Genomic DNA, 16,560 nt, shown 5'->3' with positions numbered 1-16,560 from the left:
AACAGCTATCATCCTAGGCTTGCGTGCTGGTATTACCTAGGTCTTTGTGGCAAACCCCTATGAAGTGTCAAAATAACTCAGACATTTGTGGAGTAATAGCAGTAATGCCAAAAGTTGCCAACACGAATTAGTGGTGTTAATTTTATGCTGTGATTTAAAAGGAGCCTAAAAATAATATTAGAACTTTTACGTTCGTGATTTTTGAGATATTAGGATTTTAAAAAAGTAGATTTAAGCTTAAACCCCACCAGCGTAAAACGCCAGTGGGTAAGGTGTGTTAAAGCAGGCTATTGTCGATTTCGACGGTAAATGTCTTAGTCGTGTTATCCACTATCGCATCGCCGCTATATTCAGTCGTCTTACTGTCGCTTTGGACTGGGGCTTTTGTTAGTCCGCTATCACTAGCCACACTCACGCTGCCGCTATCCCCTGCTGGCTTAGCTTCAGGGCTAGAAGCTGCGCTTTCGCTGCCAGTGGTGCTGATTGCTTGATTTTCGCTACTAGCAGATCCGCTTTGTGCGTTGCCCTGCTCTGCGTTTTGCACGCTGCTATTTTCAGAGCTAGGAGCTGAGATTTTTAGTGTATCTGAGTCGCTACCGTCTAAAATATCCTTAACGCTTTCTATATTCACACCACTTAGGTGCTGACCGCCTGAGACTTCGATATTTTCTACGTTATGCACACTATCGGCTATCTTAGCTAAGTCTATGCTGTCATCGCTTTTTGTACCGCTATCATCGCTTGAGCTTGTGGCGTCCAACTTTAATATCACGGTATCATCGCCACTGCCAGCATTTACTCTCGCATTGTCGCTATAAATTTCAATCTCATTATTCTCACCGCCAAGCTCAAGTGCCTTGCTTGAAGTATGGCTTTCTTGAGTGAAGTTGTTGCTGAAGTCAACTCTTTGTGTTGACTCTGGATTGAGTTCGTCTATGGTGTAGGTAATGTTCTCTCCATCAACATTCTTGTGGAAAGTTATGTTTTCAAATTTACCATCATCGGCATATTTTGTAGGAACATAAATTTTACCATTTTCGTCAACTTTATACTCAACACTATCAACCATTACGACAGTATCTTTTGCTAAAGTATGACCGTCTGTGTCAGTAACTTTAAGCGCATAAGGCTCATCAGAGATAATCTCTAGTGTGCCACTTTTTTTAAATGAAATTTTAGAATTACCAGCTTTTAAATTCGTTATGTCTTCATTTGTGGTATTTAAATATATATTTTTTTCTTTTAGCAATAATTCTTCTTTGTCGCTTATAGCACTATCTGGGATAAAACGCAATACATTACCACCATCTCTAATACTACCACCACTATAATTAGTGTTATTTACACCATTTGCGATAGGAGCATTTTGAAAAGTCTCGCCATTGCTTGCGGCTTTTGTAAACATTATATCCATATCTAAACCGCTAACCGAATTAGCTTCTTTAAACATACTCTTAATCTTAAATATGCCGTCCCTACCTACGGTAAATGTAGCATTGTTGTGGTTGCCAGCAGAGCTAAGCATTGGAATACCACCGGTTATATGAGCCTTATTGTCCACAGAACTAGTCTCAAGAGCAAAGACATAAGTACCGCCTACATTGCTACCGTCAAAGGTATATTCGCCTTTTTCTAGGTACACATACCCCTTTGCGTTAAATATAGCCTTGTCAGATGAAAAATCCTTAGCCAGATTGCTGCCTATCTTGCCAGGCTGGGTTACATATATAGCAGTGTCTTTACCGCCTTGAGTGATAGTGCCGTCAAGATATGCGCTTGCGCCCGGCTTAGTAACTGAATTTGAAGTTTGAGCGTTATCCGAAGTATACTTACCAAGATTTTTTACTATCTCAGTCTGATGAGACTGCTCCACGACGACAGAATACTCAGGCACGCTGATAGGCTTATCTGTAATTTCTACGCTGCCTGTGGCTTTTGGTGTATCAAAGTTATGCGCTGCGTCGGTTACGTCGGCTTTTGCGCCTATATTATTATTGCCCTTGCTTACTGCGCTAGCTGGCACGTCGACTATGAATGCGCCCGTTATCTTATCATACGCATCGACTGTGTACTCTTTGCCTCCGATTGTAATTTTTGGATTAGTTACATCTATGTCTGAGCCTGCGTCCACGCTCTTGCCGTTTGCACCGTCAACACCGATGATTTTACCAGTTAGAGTCACGGTTTTATTCGCTGTGTCGTAGTCTAGCTGTTTTACGTCGCTTAGCTCTAGCGTAGGTTTTTGGGTGTCGACTGTGAATTCTTTAGACGGTACTTCTTCATTTTTGTCTGATACAGGAGTTACTTCAAACTTTCCGCTTACATGCTTAACTGTTACTGGAACAGCGATAATACTCTTATGCTCGCCTTCTCCTAGTCTTTGAATATCGTCCGCGCTAAGAGTAACTGTTATTTTCCCACCAGATTTTACCTGTTGCAAGCCACTACCTTGAAATTTACTTCCAGCTTCTAACAACTCTAGCTGCCCATCTTTGCCTTTAGCATAAAGCGCAAAATTAATCAGACTGCTGCTACCATTTGTTGACGGATTAGCAGTGATAGTTACCTGTACACCGCTATCTGCTTCTTTAGCATTTATAGCTTTATCGTCGTAATCGCTGCTCGTATCCACACTCACGCTCTTTAGCTTGCCAGTATGCTCATAATCAGGAGCATTATAAACAGGGCTTTCTCCATTTGTGTCTCCAGCTTTTTTACCATCTACATTTACATCAGCTGTAAATTCAATCTTTTTATCAACGTCCTTTCTTAAATCGCCAGCAGGTACATCAACGTAGTATTCTTTTGTAGTTTCGTTGTAGCTTGCGTCTTTTGCTACTCCGTCTATTACGAATTTTGGATTAGTTATGCTTTCGCCATCTTTTAATCCGCCATCTATGCTAGCTGTTATACGTTTAGTTTCTGTATTTGGAGTTGTAGCTGTAATCTCAGGTACTGTTACAGTTGCTGTGTGGTCGTGGTTAACTGGTGGGACATAATCAGGAGCATTATAAACAGGGCTTTCTCCATTTGTGTCTCCAGCTTTTTTACCATCTACATTTACATCAGCTGTAAATTCAATCTTTTTATCAACGTCCTTTCTTAAATCGCCAGCAGGTACATCAACGTAGTATTCTTTTGTAGTTTCGTTGTAGCTTGCGTCTTTTGCTACTCCGTCTATTACGAATTTTGGATTAGTTATGCTTTCGCCATCTTTTAATCCGCCATCTATGCTAGCTGTTATACGTTTAGTTTCTGTATTTGGAGTTGTAGCTGTAATCTCAGGTACTGTTACAGTTGCTGTGTGGTCGTGGTTAACTGATGGGACTGGTGGAACTGGTGGCGTGATATTTCCACCATTGTTATTATTGCCGCCATTATCATTGTCGTTGTTTCCGTTATTATTGTTATTATTTGAGTTGTTATTGTTGTTATTTGGATCGACTGGCGTAACAGGTGGTACCGGTGGATTTACTGGTGTTACAGGGGTTACTGGACTAACTGGCGTCGTATTATCAGTAGCTGCAGCTGTAAAAGCACCGTCTCCAGCTGCGACATTTGTCGCCCCTGCAAAGCCATTTTGGCTAGTCGCGCCAAGCGATGAAATAGCACTTAGCACATTGCTCTCGTGTCCGCCCTGAGCGAAGCTAGCAGCAGCTAGGCTCACGCCATCGCCACCACCTGCGCCTGCGCCACCGCCCGCTGCTGTGGCTTCTAGGTCGCTTAGGTCTTCGCCATTTAGTAGCCCCTGCTGTAACGCCGTAACATCGGCCACCGCTTCATCACCAAAGCTCTCAGTCACCGCGACTGCATCGTCGATTTTTAGGGTGTCGTTGCTAGCTAGAGTGATCTCTTTGCCGCTTTCTAGCGTGATTTGCACGCTGCTATTTTCGTCGGTTTTTATAATATCGCCAAGCTCCAGCGTCTCTCCCGCACGCAAAGCGGCTTTAGCACCGTTTGCACGAGTTAGCGTCGCTACTCCTGATATTGATTTTACTATTCCTACTGACATATTTTTCCTTTTTATGAAATATTTTCAGCCCAAATAATACAAAAAAAAAAAAAAACGCTGGCTATTGTACCATAGGGCAAATCCATACTTTTTTAGGAAAATTTATAAAAAATAGCACGATTTTGCGCTATAAATTTAAAGTGTAGAGCATATGAGGATAAAAAATCGGCAACAGAAAATCACCGCAACGGCAAAAGGTAAAAGCAAAATAAATTTATAAGCCTAGAAGCCAGCCCAGTAGCGCAAGCCTCTAGTCGCTAACAGGCACGAGAGTTAGCTCTCTTTTAGCAGCTTTGCTACTAAAAGTGCCTTGTCGTCGATATTTTTCTTAACAGAGCGATAAATTTTAGCGATATACTCCTCTAAAACATCATGGCTGTTTATGCTCTTTTCGCCCTCTTTTGGCACGATTTTAGCATACTCTGCGTTTGGCTTTAGCTCGTAGGCTAGTTCATTATCGCTTAGTTGTAGCTCCAAAATTTCATAGAGTTTTCTTGAAAGCCGTTCGTCATAAATAGGCGTCATAAGCTCTAAACGACGCTCGAGATTTCGTGGCATCCAGTCGGCACTGCTGATATAAATTTGAGGACTTGCATGTTTAAAATACAAAATACGCGCATGCTCTAGGTACTTACCGATAATGCTTCGCACCCTTATATTTTCGCTACCTTTTATACCTGGGCGCAGACAGCATATACCACGGACTATAAGGTCAATTTGTACCCCTGCCCTGCTAGCTGCGCACAGCTCGCGTATGACGTCGCTATCGACTAGGGCGTTCATTTTAGCGATTATTCTGCCCTTGCTTCCTTGCAAGGCTTCATGGCGAATTTTTTCTATTATGCGCTCTTTTATCTGCATAGGCGACATCGAAAGCACGTCTAGGCGGCGGTTTTTATTATAGCCTGTTAGAATATGGAAAAATGTCGTACTATCAGCAGCAAATTCCGTACGGCTTGTAAAATAGCTCACATCGGTATAAATTTTTGCCGAGCCGCCGTTATAATTACCAGTGCCAAAGTGCATGTAAAACTTAAGCTTACCGTCTACTTGGCGAATTATCTGGCTTGCCTTTGCATGCACCTTAAATCCCGTGATACCGTAGATAACGTGCGCTCCAGCATTTTCTAACGCCTTTGCCCAGTGCAAGTTATTCTCCTCGTCAAATCGCGCCTTTAGCTCTACCATCACGGTTACTTGCTTGCCGTCGCTTGCGGCTTCAATTAGGCTTTGAATGATGGGTGAGTTTTTATCTACACGATAAAGCGTCATGCGTATGGATATGGTTTTTGGGTCTTTGCTAGCTTCTTTTATGAGCTTTACAACTGGATCAAAACTCTCAAATGGATGCACGATTAGCACGTCCTCTTTCTCGATGGCTTCAAATATCGAACCCTCGTCGCTAAATGGCGGTAGGGTCTTTGGCACATACGGTGGCAGACAGAGATGACTAAATTCTTTATTTCCCACTATCTGCCAGAGTGAATTTAATGTAAGGGGAATATTTGAGTGATAGATGTCTTTATGGAAAATTTTAGTCTGGCTGATTAGGAAATTTAATATATCCTCGTCCGCGTCTTTTTCTATCTGCATGCGTACAAAAGCCCCCTTACGGCGTAGCTTTAGCCCCTGCTCTAACATCATCATAAAATCATCTGCCTCCTCTTCTTCAATGACGATGTCTGCGTTGCGCGTTACACGAAATGCAGCTGAGCTTATTAGATTATATCCTGGGAAAATCTCGGCTGCGTGGCGCTTTACCACGCTTTCAATAGGCACGTAGACATTCTCTGAAGGCTGGCAGAATCTAGGCAACACGCGACTTATGCGTACCATGCCATATTTTAGCACGTCTGGGGCGTCTTGGTCTCGTAGCTTTACCGCAAGGCTAAAACTAAGGTTATTTAGGTGTGGAAATGGGTGCGTCGCATCGACTGCGATAGGCACAATAACTGGCATAATATTTGAGAAAAAATACTCATCACAGCGCGCCTTTAGCGCCTCATCTAGCTCATCATAGCTTTTGATAAAAAGCCCATTTTTAGCAAGCTCTGAGACTGTATTTAGGTAGTGGCGCTCGAGGTAAATTTGCTCATTTTGCAAATATTTTCTAATGTGCTTAAGCTGCTCTAACGGACTCATGCCGTCATCGCCGCTTGCCATTATCCCAGCTGAAAACAGCTGCTTAAGCCCAGCCACCCTAATCATGTAAAACTCATCTAGGTTCGTGGAGTAAATAGCGATAAATTTAAGCTTTTCTAAAAGCGGTATCTCTTTTTCGCATTGCGCTAAGACTCTTGAGTTAAAGCGAAGCCAGCTTAATTCACGGTTTATAAATATCGAATTTGCCACGTTCTCCCCCTAGTTTTTGTTTAAATTTTAACTAAAAAAAGCTTAAATTTAAAAAGTATTGAAAAAAAATCCATTTTTTGTTACAATGGCAGATAACTTAATCAAGGAAAATTTATGAATGACTACGTTATTTTAGCTGGAGTTTTTATAGTTTGTGTTGTGGTGTTTGCCGTTTTAAGGCGAGTTTCACTGTAGTCATTTGAATAAATTTTTATTAAATTTATAGTAAATACATCTAGTTTTAAACTCAAAAATCGCTACAATTAAAGCCAGTTAGCTATCATAGCGATTTTAAATTTGATTTTTAAGCAATCCTAAAGCTTCCTTAATTTCGCTATCTCATCTCTTAGCGCAGCCGCTTTTTCAAACTCAAGCTTGCTAGCCGCTTCAAACATCTGCGCTCTTAGCTCTTTTACCATTTTAGCTCGCTCGCTAGCTGGCATTTTCTCAAGCTTTTTTGCCTTGCTTAGGCTAGGTGCGTCGTCGTCTTGGTGCAGGCTCGCTTCTATCGCGCGGCTTGCGGAGCGTGGCGTGATGCCGTGGGCTTTGTTATACTCATCTTGCATAGCTCGGCGCGCAGTCGTAATCTCAATAGCTTCACGCATTGAGCCAGTTATGCGCTTAGCAAACATCACCACCCGCCCATTTACGTGCCGTGCCGCTCGCCCCATAGTCTGAATAAGGCTCGTGCGGCTGCGTAAAAAGCCCTCCTTATCCGCATCGAGTATCGCTACAAGGCTCACTTCAGGCAGGTCAAGCCCCTCTCGGAGCAAATTTATGCCTATTAGCATATCATACTCGCCGCTTCTTAGCCCACGGATTAGCTCGTTTCGCTCGATGGCGTCGATGTCTGAGTGCATATATCGCACGTTTAGCCCTAGTTCGGTGTAGTAGCGGCTTAGCTCGACTGCCATTTTTTTAGTTAGCGTCGTTACCAGCACTCGCTCGCCACGCCCTATTGTTTCGCGCGCCATATCATAAAGCGTCTCTATCTGATTGTCGCTATCTTTTAGGATTATCTCAGGGTCAAGTAGCCCAGTCGGACGCAGTATCTGCTCGTAAATATGCCCCTTTGAGAGCTCAAGCTCTAGCTCATTTGGCGTAGCGGAGACAAAGACAAAGTTTGCCTTTTTGTTTATAAACTCATCAAATTTAAGCGGCCTGTTATCAAGCGCTGAGGGCAGGCGAAAGCCGTAATCAACTAGCGTCTGCTTGCGGCTCCTATCACCAGCAAACATCCCACGAAACTGCGGCAGGCTCACGTGGCTCTCATCAACGATAACGAGAAAATCCCCACCGCACATAAGCTTAAAATAATCAAACATAGAAAAAGGCGTCTCGCCCTCTTTTTGCCCAGTTAGGTGGCGTGCGTAATTCTCCACCCCCTTACACACCCCAGTTGCTCCAAGCATCTCAAGGTCAAACTCCACTCTCTGCCTTAGCCGCTGGGCTTCGACGAGCTTACCCTGTGCTTCAAATTCAGCCAGACGACTTTCAAGCTCAGCCTCAATGCCCTTTATCGCCTGCTTTAGCCGCTCCTCACGCACTATAAACTGGCTTGTTGCATAAAGGGTAAATTTACTCACATCTTTTAGCTTTTTATTATCCAGCACCTCAAAATGATACATCCGCTCTATCTCATCTCCAAAAAACTCAACTCGCAGTGCTTCATCGCCCCAGTAGGCTGGGTAAATGTCAATGACATCGCCATTTACACGAAAATCCCCACGATCAAAATAGGCGTCATTTCGCTTATAGCCCATATCGACTAGGCGGTTTAGCAGTGCTTTTTGGCTTATCTCATCGCCCACGCTTAGATACTGCACCATACCCTGATACTCGCTGGGGTCGCCTAGGCCATAGTTGGCCGAGACGCTAGCTATCACGATAACGTCATCAAAGCTAAGCAAACTAGCCGTAGCAGAAAGTCGCATACGCTCTAGCTCGTCGTTTATGGAGCTGTCTTTTTCGATGTAAAGGTCGCTGCGTGGGATGTAGGCTTCAGGCTGATAATAGTCATAGTAGCTGATAAAATACTCCACGTGATTGTGCGGGAAAAAGCCCTTAAATTCGCTATAAAGCTGGGCGGCTAGGGATTTGTTGTGCGTCATTATCAAAGTTGGCATATTTAGCCGCGCGATGATATTTGCCATAGAAAAGGTCTTTCCGCTGCCTGTAACGCCAAGGAGCGTGTTGTAGCGATTACCCTGCTTTATGGAGCTCACAATCCCGCTAATCACCCGCTCCTGATCGCCGCTTGGCTTAAATTTACTCTCAAGATCAAACAAAACTCGTCCTTTATTTTTTGGCTAAATTATAGCCAATGTCGTTTAAATTTTAAAATTAAGCAAAAATGCAATAAATGCTTACTTTTTTAAGGAGATAAAAATGAAAGAACAAATCCTAAATAACGACACTATCTTGGGCGAAGACGGCAAAAGAAAGGACGGCGTGGCAAGCGAGAGCTTAAATGAAGGCGTCGAGTTTGTGCCAAATGACACCGAAGCGACGCAGATTAGCCCAGCTAAAAAGCTAAGCGAAAATGAGCCAAATTTAAATTTCACTCAAAACAAGGCAGGGCAAAATGAGATAAAAAGCATCGCAAACCTAGGCATAGCTTCGTCCATTCTTGCACTTTTAGCAAACATACCACCCAAGCTTTTGTCTGCTTTTACAGGGCTCTCTAGCCTAAAAAATTCCCCAACTATAAAGGGGCATTTGATAAAATTCTTATCCACTTCGGTTTTGTGTGTTGCGTTTGCTTTTGCTGCGGTGGTGTCTTATGATAAGTATGGTTTTAGTGCGATTTGCATTACATGCCTTGTGCTGGCTTTTGTGGCTGGGGGCTTAGCTATAATTTTCTACTACTGCCTATTTGTGCTTATATCTGATGTTACTGGTGTGGCGAATTTTCGCTACTACGCCTATGCTATGATAGCCTTAATAGTGCTTATAGCAAGCATAGTGCTCATAAATATTATGGAGTTAGCCACAATGGGGACTTTAACCGACAATCCAAATATGGAAATAGCAATACTAGCAGCATGGCTTTTATTCATTTTAGGCGAGATCTTACACATCTTTGCGTGGCTAGATTTAAAAAATGTAAAAATTTAAAAAGCCACAAAAACTCTCCCACGCAAGCATGTCATCGTCGTCCTTGCTTGCGTGATTTTGCCTTTAAAATTTTTTAGACGGTGTCGATGTGCCAAATGGCTTTAGTTTTACGCTTTTTTGGGCGCTATTTATCCTTGCCTGGCTGGATGCAGGACGGCTTAAAAACTAGCCCACGCTCTAGCCGTCAAATTTATGCGTGCTTAATAATGGCAAAATGCAGCATAAATTTATCACCCTGCATTACTTTTTTAAATTATTTTGCTCTGTTTTAACAAAATATTGCTCCTTAGCGGTACCAAAGCAAGCACAGCACCCCTAATTCGTGCCAGTGGCTTTTGGCATTACAGCCCTTGTTACACAAGGTTGGCACGATTTTTTAGCACTTCGCAGTGGCTCAGCGCAAAAATCTGGGAAGCAGCGGCAGGTCTACAGGACTTAGAACGACAACTACTTTTATGCAGCTCATATCGCAGAGCAATATACTTCGCCAACGTCCAGTTTCGCTTCACATAGAAACTGCGGCTACGCCTTGTTTTCACTTTATGCACGAAGGGTGAGCAGTTGCCCTGCTAAGCCACCTTGTGAGCTTACATACGCTCCTGTACCGTAACTTATCGCTTTTGCTACGCAGTCAAGCTGGGTGTAATACAAGCTGCATAAGGCTTTGGCGTTTGGTTTGCGTTGTGGCTTGTCCGCCTTGCTGCATTTTGTAAATCAAGGCTGTTTTGCCGTTTTTTTTGCGGTTTTTAAATTTATGGCTGGCTTTGGGGTTATCATCGCTGCGTTTGCCAGGCTGCGGCGATGTGGGGGTTAGAGCTTAATCACCCCAGCTAGCACAAGCTAGGAAAAACACATTACCACTATGCCTCTTCTGCCACCCCTTTAAGTGGCATATGATGGCTTCTAGCTCAAGCTTTTTGCTCCATTTTATGAGCTCTCTTGCCACGACCGCAGGTTAAGTCATCTCCGCCATAGGCTCGCTCAGCCACGCTCGCACGATAGCCAGATACTCGCCCACGCTTAGCACGTAAAAGCCATGCGACATATCAAATCTCTCGCAAAGGCTCAGCCGCTCGCTAAGCTGCACCTCGTAGTAAATATCATCAAGCCCCACCCTGGCACGCTAGACGACTAGGTGGAGGTAGTTTGAAGTGGCGTAGATTAGGACGTTTTTGGCACTAGCCCGATACCGCCTTCTAAAAGTGGCTTTAGCATTTTATAGCTTTCATCGACAAAGTCAAACGACAAATCATCACAAAAAATGATAAATTTACCGTTCCTTTTACGCAGGAGCGCCAAAAGTTCATCAAGCTCGCTAAGACGCTCCTTTGCTACCTGAACCACATGTAAGCCCTGTGCGTAAAAGTGGGCAAAAATCGCTTTTAAAAGACTGCTTTTACCACATCCTTTGCTCCTAAGAGTAGGACATTTTGAGCCTTTTTGCCGCTTAAAAAGCCTGCCATATTTGTCGCTAAAAGCTCTCGTGTATTAGCAGGCTTTGCAGTGACGGAATATCTATTTCGCTTACTTCACGCAACCACTAAAACCGCAGTATAAAACTTAGCAAAATCAACCATTTTCTAGCCTTTTTAAATTTAATCCTAGATTTTTCCAGCCGCTTTTACGGCGGCTTTTCGCCCTTTTAAAGCCGTGATTTTATCAAATTTGTGCTAAATTAATCTCGCCATTATTTAAAGAAAAGCTAAAGCCACCTACACTCCAGCCCCCCATTTTACCGCCTGCTTGCCCCATTCTTACACGTAGCCGCTACCTTGAGTTAAGATTAGCATTTGGGAGTACCAGTTGGTTCTGGCTTTTGACGTGAATATAGCGATACCAAAAGTGTTGCGAGAGAGTGGCGGAAGTGGCTACGAGACGTGCATATCTAGCGTGGCATCGCCGCTAAAAAGTGCCTTTGGTGGCTGCGTCGTTGGGATGGTGCCTTTTTTAATTAGTGTTATCGTTTTTACTCTTTGGTTTTTTGAAATTTTAGTATCAAAGCACGCTTTAATGGTAGAAAAAACCTGCAAATTTCTTACCCAATCCTGTAAATTTGAATTTTAAGATGGAGATTTTGATGTTTTTAACTTAGTAATCTTTAATATTAAATAAAGCCAGCAGAAACTAGCCCTAAAACTAACGTGACTTAATCCCTACTGCGTGCTAGTTTTGTTAATTTGACAAATTTAAAACTGTGGCAAAAAACGCCAAAAACAATAAGTAAAAGCTTGCAAATTACTTACTTTAAAAGCTTAATTAAATTTAAACCAACCTAGCAAATAAGAATAAGACTTCACGCAAGCTAGCATTTTATCACGCTCTGCAACACGATTTTTAAGCTTATATGTGGTATTTGGCTTGATTGAGCCTGTGTTTTAGGGGAGGCTAGAGTGATGATGCATGAGCCGCTAGTAGCACCACTCTAGCCCAAATAGTCAAGTACCAGCTAGCTCTTTGCCTCTATGCACCCCTAAAGTGGTTAAAATTTATGCAAAAACTCGCCTTAGGTGCGCTTCGTATTCGCTAAAATACCGAGGCACATCTGGTGCTTTTATCACGTCATTTAGGATAAAAGTCGGCAACTGCTCGCTAATGCCAACAAATTCATTTAGCTTGTGAAAATGCAGATAAACGCCATCCACACCCACTCCGCCAAAAAACTGCGTCGGATCATCAAATGCTCTAAGTGGCGCATTCCAAGTTAGGCTTAGCATTCGTTTTTTACCGCCCAAAAGCCCGCCAGTACCGTATCCAATACTCGGATCGATAGCTCTACTCCTGCCGTCATCTTTCCACATTTTATTATGCCCAGCCATAAAGACTTCATCGATGTATTTTTTCACGCTCCACGGCTCACCCATCCACCAGCCTGGCATCTGCCAAATAACCGCATCCATCGCCATAAACTTCTCCACTTCCTCGCCTAGCTCATAGCCCGCCTCTATCGTGGTACTTAGTGTCTCATGCCCCATTCCACGCAGGGTTTTCTCCGCTAGCTCGTGCAGACTTTTATTTAGTTCGCCGCCGCTGTGGCCAAATTTCGCTCCGCCGTTAATGAGAAAAACTTTCATTTTTGTCCTTTTAAATTTATTCTGTAACGTAGATTTTACATTAACTCTTTAAACGCTATTTTAATTAGCCTTTAAGATTAAATTTATAAAAATTCAATATCTTTTTTATCACTATAATAAAGATGATATTAAATAATGACGAAAATTCCAAAAGTATTTATATAACCCTGCTTTGTGTCAGCTTAGCCAAAAGAAAGCGCTATAAAAGTCGTAATAGGTAAAAAAGGAGGATAGCAAACCAAAGCTGAGAGTATCTGCACCTGCGCCCCCTACGTGAATAAACGATAAAAAACCAGCAGCGGGTGATAGATGATGGCTTTATTGCACACTTTGTAGCGACTATACTCTCAAACGAGCCATATTGCCACCAAATCACTCAATCTACCACACCCAAATGGTACGAGCAGATAGGGTAATGGCACCAACCAATGAGCTTTTTAACGCACCTGTAGGAAGCATTTGGATAGCTTTTATGTACCGTACTACACCAAATAAAGCGAACCTAGGACGCATCCTGAAGCACTATCTAAACGGCTACACCATGGACAAACAGGCACAAATAAGTCTTTTGATATTTATAAGAATTGATATGATAGATGAAAATCTGCTAAGTAGAGCAATAGCGCCTAGCCTCTGCAACGACACCGAGAATAGGACGCTCTCATGGCATAATAAAGTGGGGCTTTGCGCTAGTAGTAGGTGCTGCAAAGATAAATTTATGCTAGGCTAGATTTTATGCTAACCTAGCAAAAGAGATAAATTTATCGTTTATTTTGATACGCTGGATACACATAAAAAGCAAAAACCAGCTAAACGTCCGCCGCCACTAGTGGCTAGCTCATCGCCTACTTGCATGCTTTTAGCCCACGCAGGCTAACGTAAAGGCAAGGCTCGTAAATATCCACACTATCCTTGCTCACAGCGTCGGCTCTAAAAATGTGAATCCCATTAACGCTTGTATAAACCCACCCAGGCTCAGCATAATGCGTATCGACAAAGTCTAAAATCTCACTCATTCCTAGCTCCAGTTTGAAAGGATAAATTTAAACAAAACATAAGCGATAAAGCACATCACAAGCGCGATAAAAATATCAAGAAGCATCATCGCACGAGGGCTATTAAGCCTGCTTGAAAGAGCCTTCGCACAATACCCAAGAGTAAAAAACCACCCAAAGCTAGCGCTCACCGCTCCCAGGGCGAACATCGCTCTCTCGCCCCCAGCATACGGCAGTGCCGCAGCCCCCACAACAAAAATCGTATCAAGATAGACCTGCGGATTAAGGTATGTAACGCCCAGGCAAAAGAGCAAAGCTTGCTTTAAGCTTAGGGCTTTTTGGGCTTTTAAAATCTCGCCGCTTGCCCCACGCAGGGCTGATTTTAGGCTTAAAAAGGCATAATAAAGCACAAAAGCTATGCCAAGGCTTGCGATGGCTAGGCTTGCAGTTTTTGAAGCTGCCAGCCACTCGCCCACGCCGTAAATGCCCAAAAATAGCAGCAGTGCGTCTGAGGCAAAGCAGAGCAAGCAGATGGCAAAGACGTGGTTTTTAAGCACGCCCTGACGCAGGATAAAGGCGTTTTGCGCGCTGATTGCGACGATTAGCGAAAGTGAGAGAAAAAGCCCGTTTAAAAATGCCATTTTTTGCCTTTTTGCTTGTGAAATAAAGGGTCAATTTTAGCATCTTTTGGTAAATTTAATGGGAAATAGGCAAAAATTAAATTTACCTTAAAAAGCACGGTGCTTCTTTTGGCTTATATGGCTTGGACTTTTTTTGGACACAAGCCTACACTATGTATATGGACAGCTTATTAACCACTCGTACCACAGGGTTGCTTACGACGTACAAGCTTAGCAGTAGGCTTGCCAGGACTGCGTCCTAATGGCACCCCCCCCCTCCATATTTTACGTCAGGTTTGTAAGACGCTAAATCGTGCCGCCACTTGTGGCGGTAATACCTTACGATACTGCTGCGTAGCTTGCCAAAAAGCCAACAAAATAACACCATATTTTTACAAAAGCTAATCACAATCTACATGGGCTAGCACCTTTGGGGCATAAAAGGTAAGTATGCCCATCTGGCTTGGGCTTTGGCTAACCTACCCTGTCCCAAGCGAGCTGGACAGGCGATTTCCAGCCTACGCGAGGTGCAAATTTTAGCGATTAAATTTAAATCCCTAAATAAGCCCTTTTGTCATCTTAAGCTAAGCGGAGTGGCTTTTGCCGCTGCGAGCGTAAGTTTGATAACACCCTAGCCTACGCCCCACTTTGTATCGTCGCAAAAAAGTAACGTTGTTTGGGCTTTATTTAAATTTGATAGGTATAATCAAAAAATGCTAACCAAAGGAGCGAATATGCAAATAACGAGTGAGGAGTTTTTTAAAGCTCGCAGGGAGTTTATTAAGCTTGGTGCGATGGCGAGCCTAGCTGCGATAAACGCAAAAGCTAGCGAGCTTGGGCTAAGCGGAGATGACGCCTTTTTTACGGTACTTAAAAGCAAGGCAGAAAACGAGACTGGCAGGGCGATAACGGACTTTGATGATGCGACGAGTTACGTGAATTTTTACGAGTTTTCTACAAATAAAGCAATAGCCGCAAAGAAGGCAAACGCTCTTGACATAAGCGGCTGGAGCGTGGAAGTGGGCGGGCTTTGCGAACGTCCGATGAGACTTAACTATGATGATTTGCTTAAGTTTAAACTACAAAAACGCATCTATCGCTTCCGCTGCGTGGAGGCGTGGAGTATGGTCGTGCCATGGGTGGGATTTGAGCTGGCAAGATTGCTTGAGCTTGTCCGCCCTGCAAGCGAGGCAAAATATGTCAAATTTACTACTCTTTACGATCCGCAAAAATTTCCAGATCAAGCATCCAGCTTTGGTGCGATACCCTATCCTTACGTCGAGGGGCTTAGGCTTGATGAGGCAATGCACCCCCTTACGCTGCTAGCTGTGGGGATGTATGACAAGCCCCTACTTGGGGCAAACGGCGCTCCTGTGCGGCTTGTCGTACCGTGGAAATACGGCTTTAAAAGCATAAAATCAATCTCCAAAATCGAGCTAATAGACAAGCAGCCGCCAACGACTTGGCAGACTTTAGCCCCTGATGAATACGGCTTTTACGCGAATGTAAATCCAGACGTGGCTCATCCTAGATGGTCGCAGGCAAAGGAACGCATGCTAGGTAGCTTTTCGCGCGTAAATACGCTGCTTTTTAACGGCTACGATGAGGTCGCGCCGCTTTATGCTGGTATGGATTTAAGGGCTTTTTATTGAGATTTGCGTTTTATTTCTGTGTGGCTGGCGTTTTGGGAGTGAGTGCGTTTTTGGCACTATCCAGCCCAGACCCAGTTGCGACAATTTACCTTTACAGCGGCTTTTTGGCGTGGGGCTTTTGTGCGGCTAGCGTGCTTTTTGCGTGGGCTAGGCGTAGGGTGTGGGCTAGGCGAGTGGGACTAGCTGGGCTATTTTTCGGTTTTTGCCACTTTTTAAATTTCATCGCTTTGGATAAGGGCTTTGAGACAATTGAGATTTTTAGCGAGCTTTTTAGGAGCAAATTTATCATCACTGGGCTTATTTCATTTGTGCTTTTATCTGGGGCTGGTGTGCTAAGCCTTAAGCGGACACAGCGATACACAAAGGCTCGCAGGGCTTTTGTGTATACCGCTATGACTCTGGCTAGCGTGCATATATTTTTGGGTGTTAAGGTGGCTGGGGTGGTGGAATACTTCTGCCTTTTAGTTGGCTTTACTTTGCTCTTTAAAAGCCAGCTCGTCTCGCTTCGCAAAACAAGCGAAGCGAAGTTTATTTAAAACAAGGCGTCGCCACAGTTTTTCTACGCCACTTCGTGGCTTGAACCCGCTGGGTCTAGGTGAAGCGAAGCGAAACTGGAAATGCTTCGCTAGATTTAGATTTTTACCCTCCCACATACCATATGTATGCTCGGTCGTAAAAATTTAAATTCCATCACTCGTATCGCATGGCGATACGAGCCGCATAAAAAGCAGTCGTCGTCCG

At 43.6% G+C, this 16,560-nt stretch carries 13 protein-coding genes and 1 pseudogene; 6 read left to right on the top strand and 8 right to left on the bottom strand.

All coding sequences use genetic code 11. The annotated features are described in order from the left end of the window. Positions 1-277: 277 nt before the first annotated feature. The 3 genes from LBC_RS04430 to uvrB all read right to left on the bottom strand — a co-directional run bounded on the left by LBC_RS04430 (position 278) and on the right by uvrB (position 8,652). Positions 278-4,012, bottom strand: coding sequence for a retention module-containing protein (locus LBC_RS04430; protein ID WP_221254891.1), 3,735 nt, complete (start codon positions 4,010-4,012; stop codon positions 278-280). Between the two features lie 273 nt (positions 4,013-4,285). Continuing rightward, entirely contained in the window at positions 4,286-6,364 is a 2,079-nt protein-coding gene (locus LBC_RS04425) for an RNA degradosome polyphosphate kinase (RefSeq protein WP_221254890.1), read from the bottom strand. 314 nt (positions 6,365-6,678) lie between these two features. Beyond that, positions 6,679-8,652 (bottom strand): excinuclease ABC subunit UvrB, encoded by a 1,974-nt coding sequence (gene uvrB, locus LBC_RS04420; RefSeq protein WP_221254889.1) that lies wholly within the window; start codon positions 8,650-8,652, stop codon positions 6,679-6,681. Between the two features lie 100 nt (positions 8,653-8,752). Here uvrB and LBC_RS04415 point away from each other — a divergent pair, with 100 nt between their 5' ends. Beyond that, the gene (locus LBC_RS04415; RefSeq protein ID WP_221254888.1) at positions 8,753-9,481 is read left to right on the top strand and encodes a hypothetical protein; all 729 of its coding nucleotides are present in this window, start codon (positions 8,753-8,755) and stop codon (positions 9,479-9,481) included. A 389-nt stretch (positions 9,482-9,870) separates the two neighbouring features. Continuing rightward, on the top strand, positions 9,871-10,038 hold the full coding sequence (locus LBC_RS04410; RefSeq protein WP_221254887.1) for a hypothetical protein: 168 nt from the start codon (positions 9,871-9,873) through the stop codon (positions 10,036-10,038). A 398-nt stretch (positions 10,039-10,436) separates the two neighbouring features. Here the strand turns inward: LBC_RS04410 and LBC_RS04405 are convergent, their stop codons facing one another. After that, a complete protein-coding gene (locus LBC_RS04405; RefSeq protein ID WP_221254886.1) occupies positions 10,437-10,595 on the bottom strand; it encodes a DUF815 domain-containing protein in 159 nt (52 codons plus the stop codon). A 47-nt stretch (positions 10,596-10,642) separates the two neighbouring features. After that, positions 10,643-10,882: pseudogene (locus LBC_RS04400) on the bottom strand (DUF815 domain-containing protein); the annotation flags it as partial. Positions 10,883-11,302: 420 nt separating this feature from the next. On the opposite strand from LBC_RS04400, the gene LBC_RS04395 reads away from it, so the two are divergent. Continuing rightward, positions 11,303-11,545 carry a hypothetical protein gene (locus LBC_RS04395; protein WP_221254885.1) on the top strand — a complete coding sequence of 81 codons (243 nt, stop codon included), beginning with the start codon at positions 11,303-11,305 and terminating at the stop codon, positions 11,543-11,545. Between the two features lie 422 nt (positions 11,546-11,967). Here the strand turns inward: LBC_RS04395 and LBC_RS04390 are convergent, their stop codons facing one another. Beyond that, positions 11,968-12,552 carry an NAD(P)H-dependent oxidoreductase gene (locus LBC_RS04390; RefSeq protein ID WP_221254884.1) on the bottom strand — a complete coding sequence of 195 codons (585 nt, stop codon included), beginning with the start codon at positions 12,550-12,552 and terminating at the stop codon, positions 11,968-11,970. A gap of 361 nt (positions 12,553-12,913) precedes the next feature. Here LBC_RS04390 and LBC_RS04385 point away from each other — a divergent pair, with 361 nt between their 5' ends. Next, positions 12,914-13,282, top strand: coding sequence for a hypothetical protein (locus LBC_RS04385; protein ID WP_221254883.1), 369 nt, complete (start codon positions 12,914-12,916; stop codon positions 13,280-13,282). A 115-nt stretch (positions 13,283-13,397) separates the two neighbouring features. Here the strand turns inward: LBC_RS04385 and LBC_RS04380 are convergent, their stop codons facing one another. Beyond that, positions 13,398-13,568 (bottom strand): hypothetical protein, encoded by a 171-nt coding sequence (locus LBC_RS04380; RefSeq protein WP_221254882.1) that lies wholly within the window; start codon positions 13,566-13,568, stop codon positions 13,398-13,400. A 2-nt stretch (positions 13,569-13,570) separates the two neighbouring features. Next, positions 13,571-14,188 (bottom strand): LysE/ArgO family amino acid transporter, encoded by a 618-nt coding sequence (locus LBC_RS04375; RefSeq protein WP_221254881.1) that lies wholly within the window; start codon positions 14,186-14,188, stop codon positions 13,571-13,573. 713 nt (positions 14,189-14,901) lie between these two features. Between LBC_RS04375 and msrP the strand changes: the two genes are divergently transcribed. Further along, positions 14,902-15,819 (top strand): protein-methionine-sulfoxide reductase catalytic subunit MsrP, encoded by a 918-nt coding sequence (gene msrP / locus LBC_RS04370; RefSeq protein ID WP_221254880.1) that lies wholly within the window; start codon positions 14,902-14,904, stop codon positions 15,817-15,819. Further along, complete coding sequence (locus tag LBC_RS04365; RefSeq protein WP_221254879.1) at positions 15,816-16,355, top strand: hypothetical protein; 540 nt, start codon at positions 15,816-15,818, stop codon at positions 16,353-16,355. The genes msrP and LBC_RS04365 overlap by 4 nt, the downstream gene beginning before the upstream one ends. Positions 16,356-16,560 lie beyond the last annotated feature (205 nt).

Source organism: Campylobacter sp. 19-13652 (genome assembly GCF_019702925.1).
Taxonomy (GTDB): Bacteria; Campylobacterota; Campylobacteria; order Campylobacterales; family Campylobacteraceae; genus Campylobacter_A.
The sequence above is the reverse complement of the archived record's forward strand: the minus strand, read 5'-3'. Positions and strand labels throughout refer to the sequence as shown.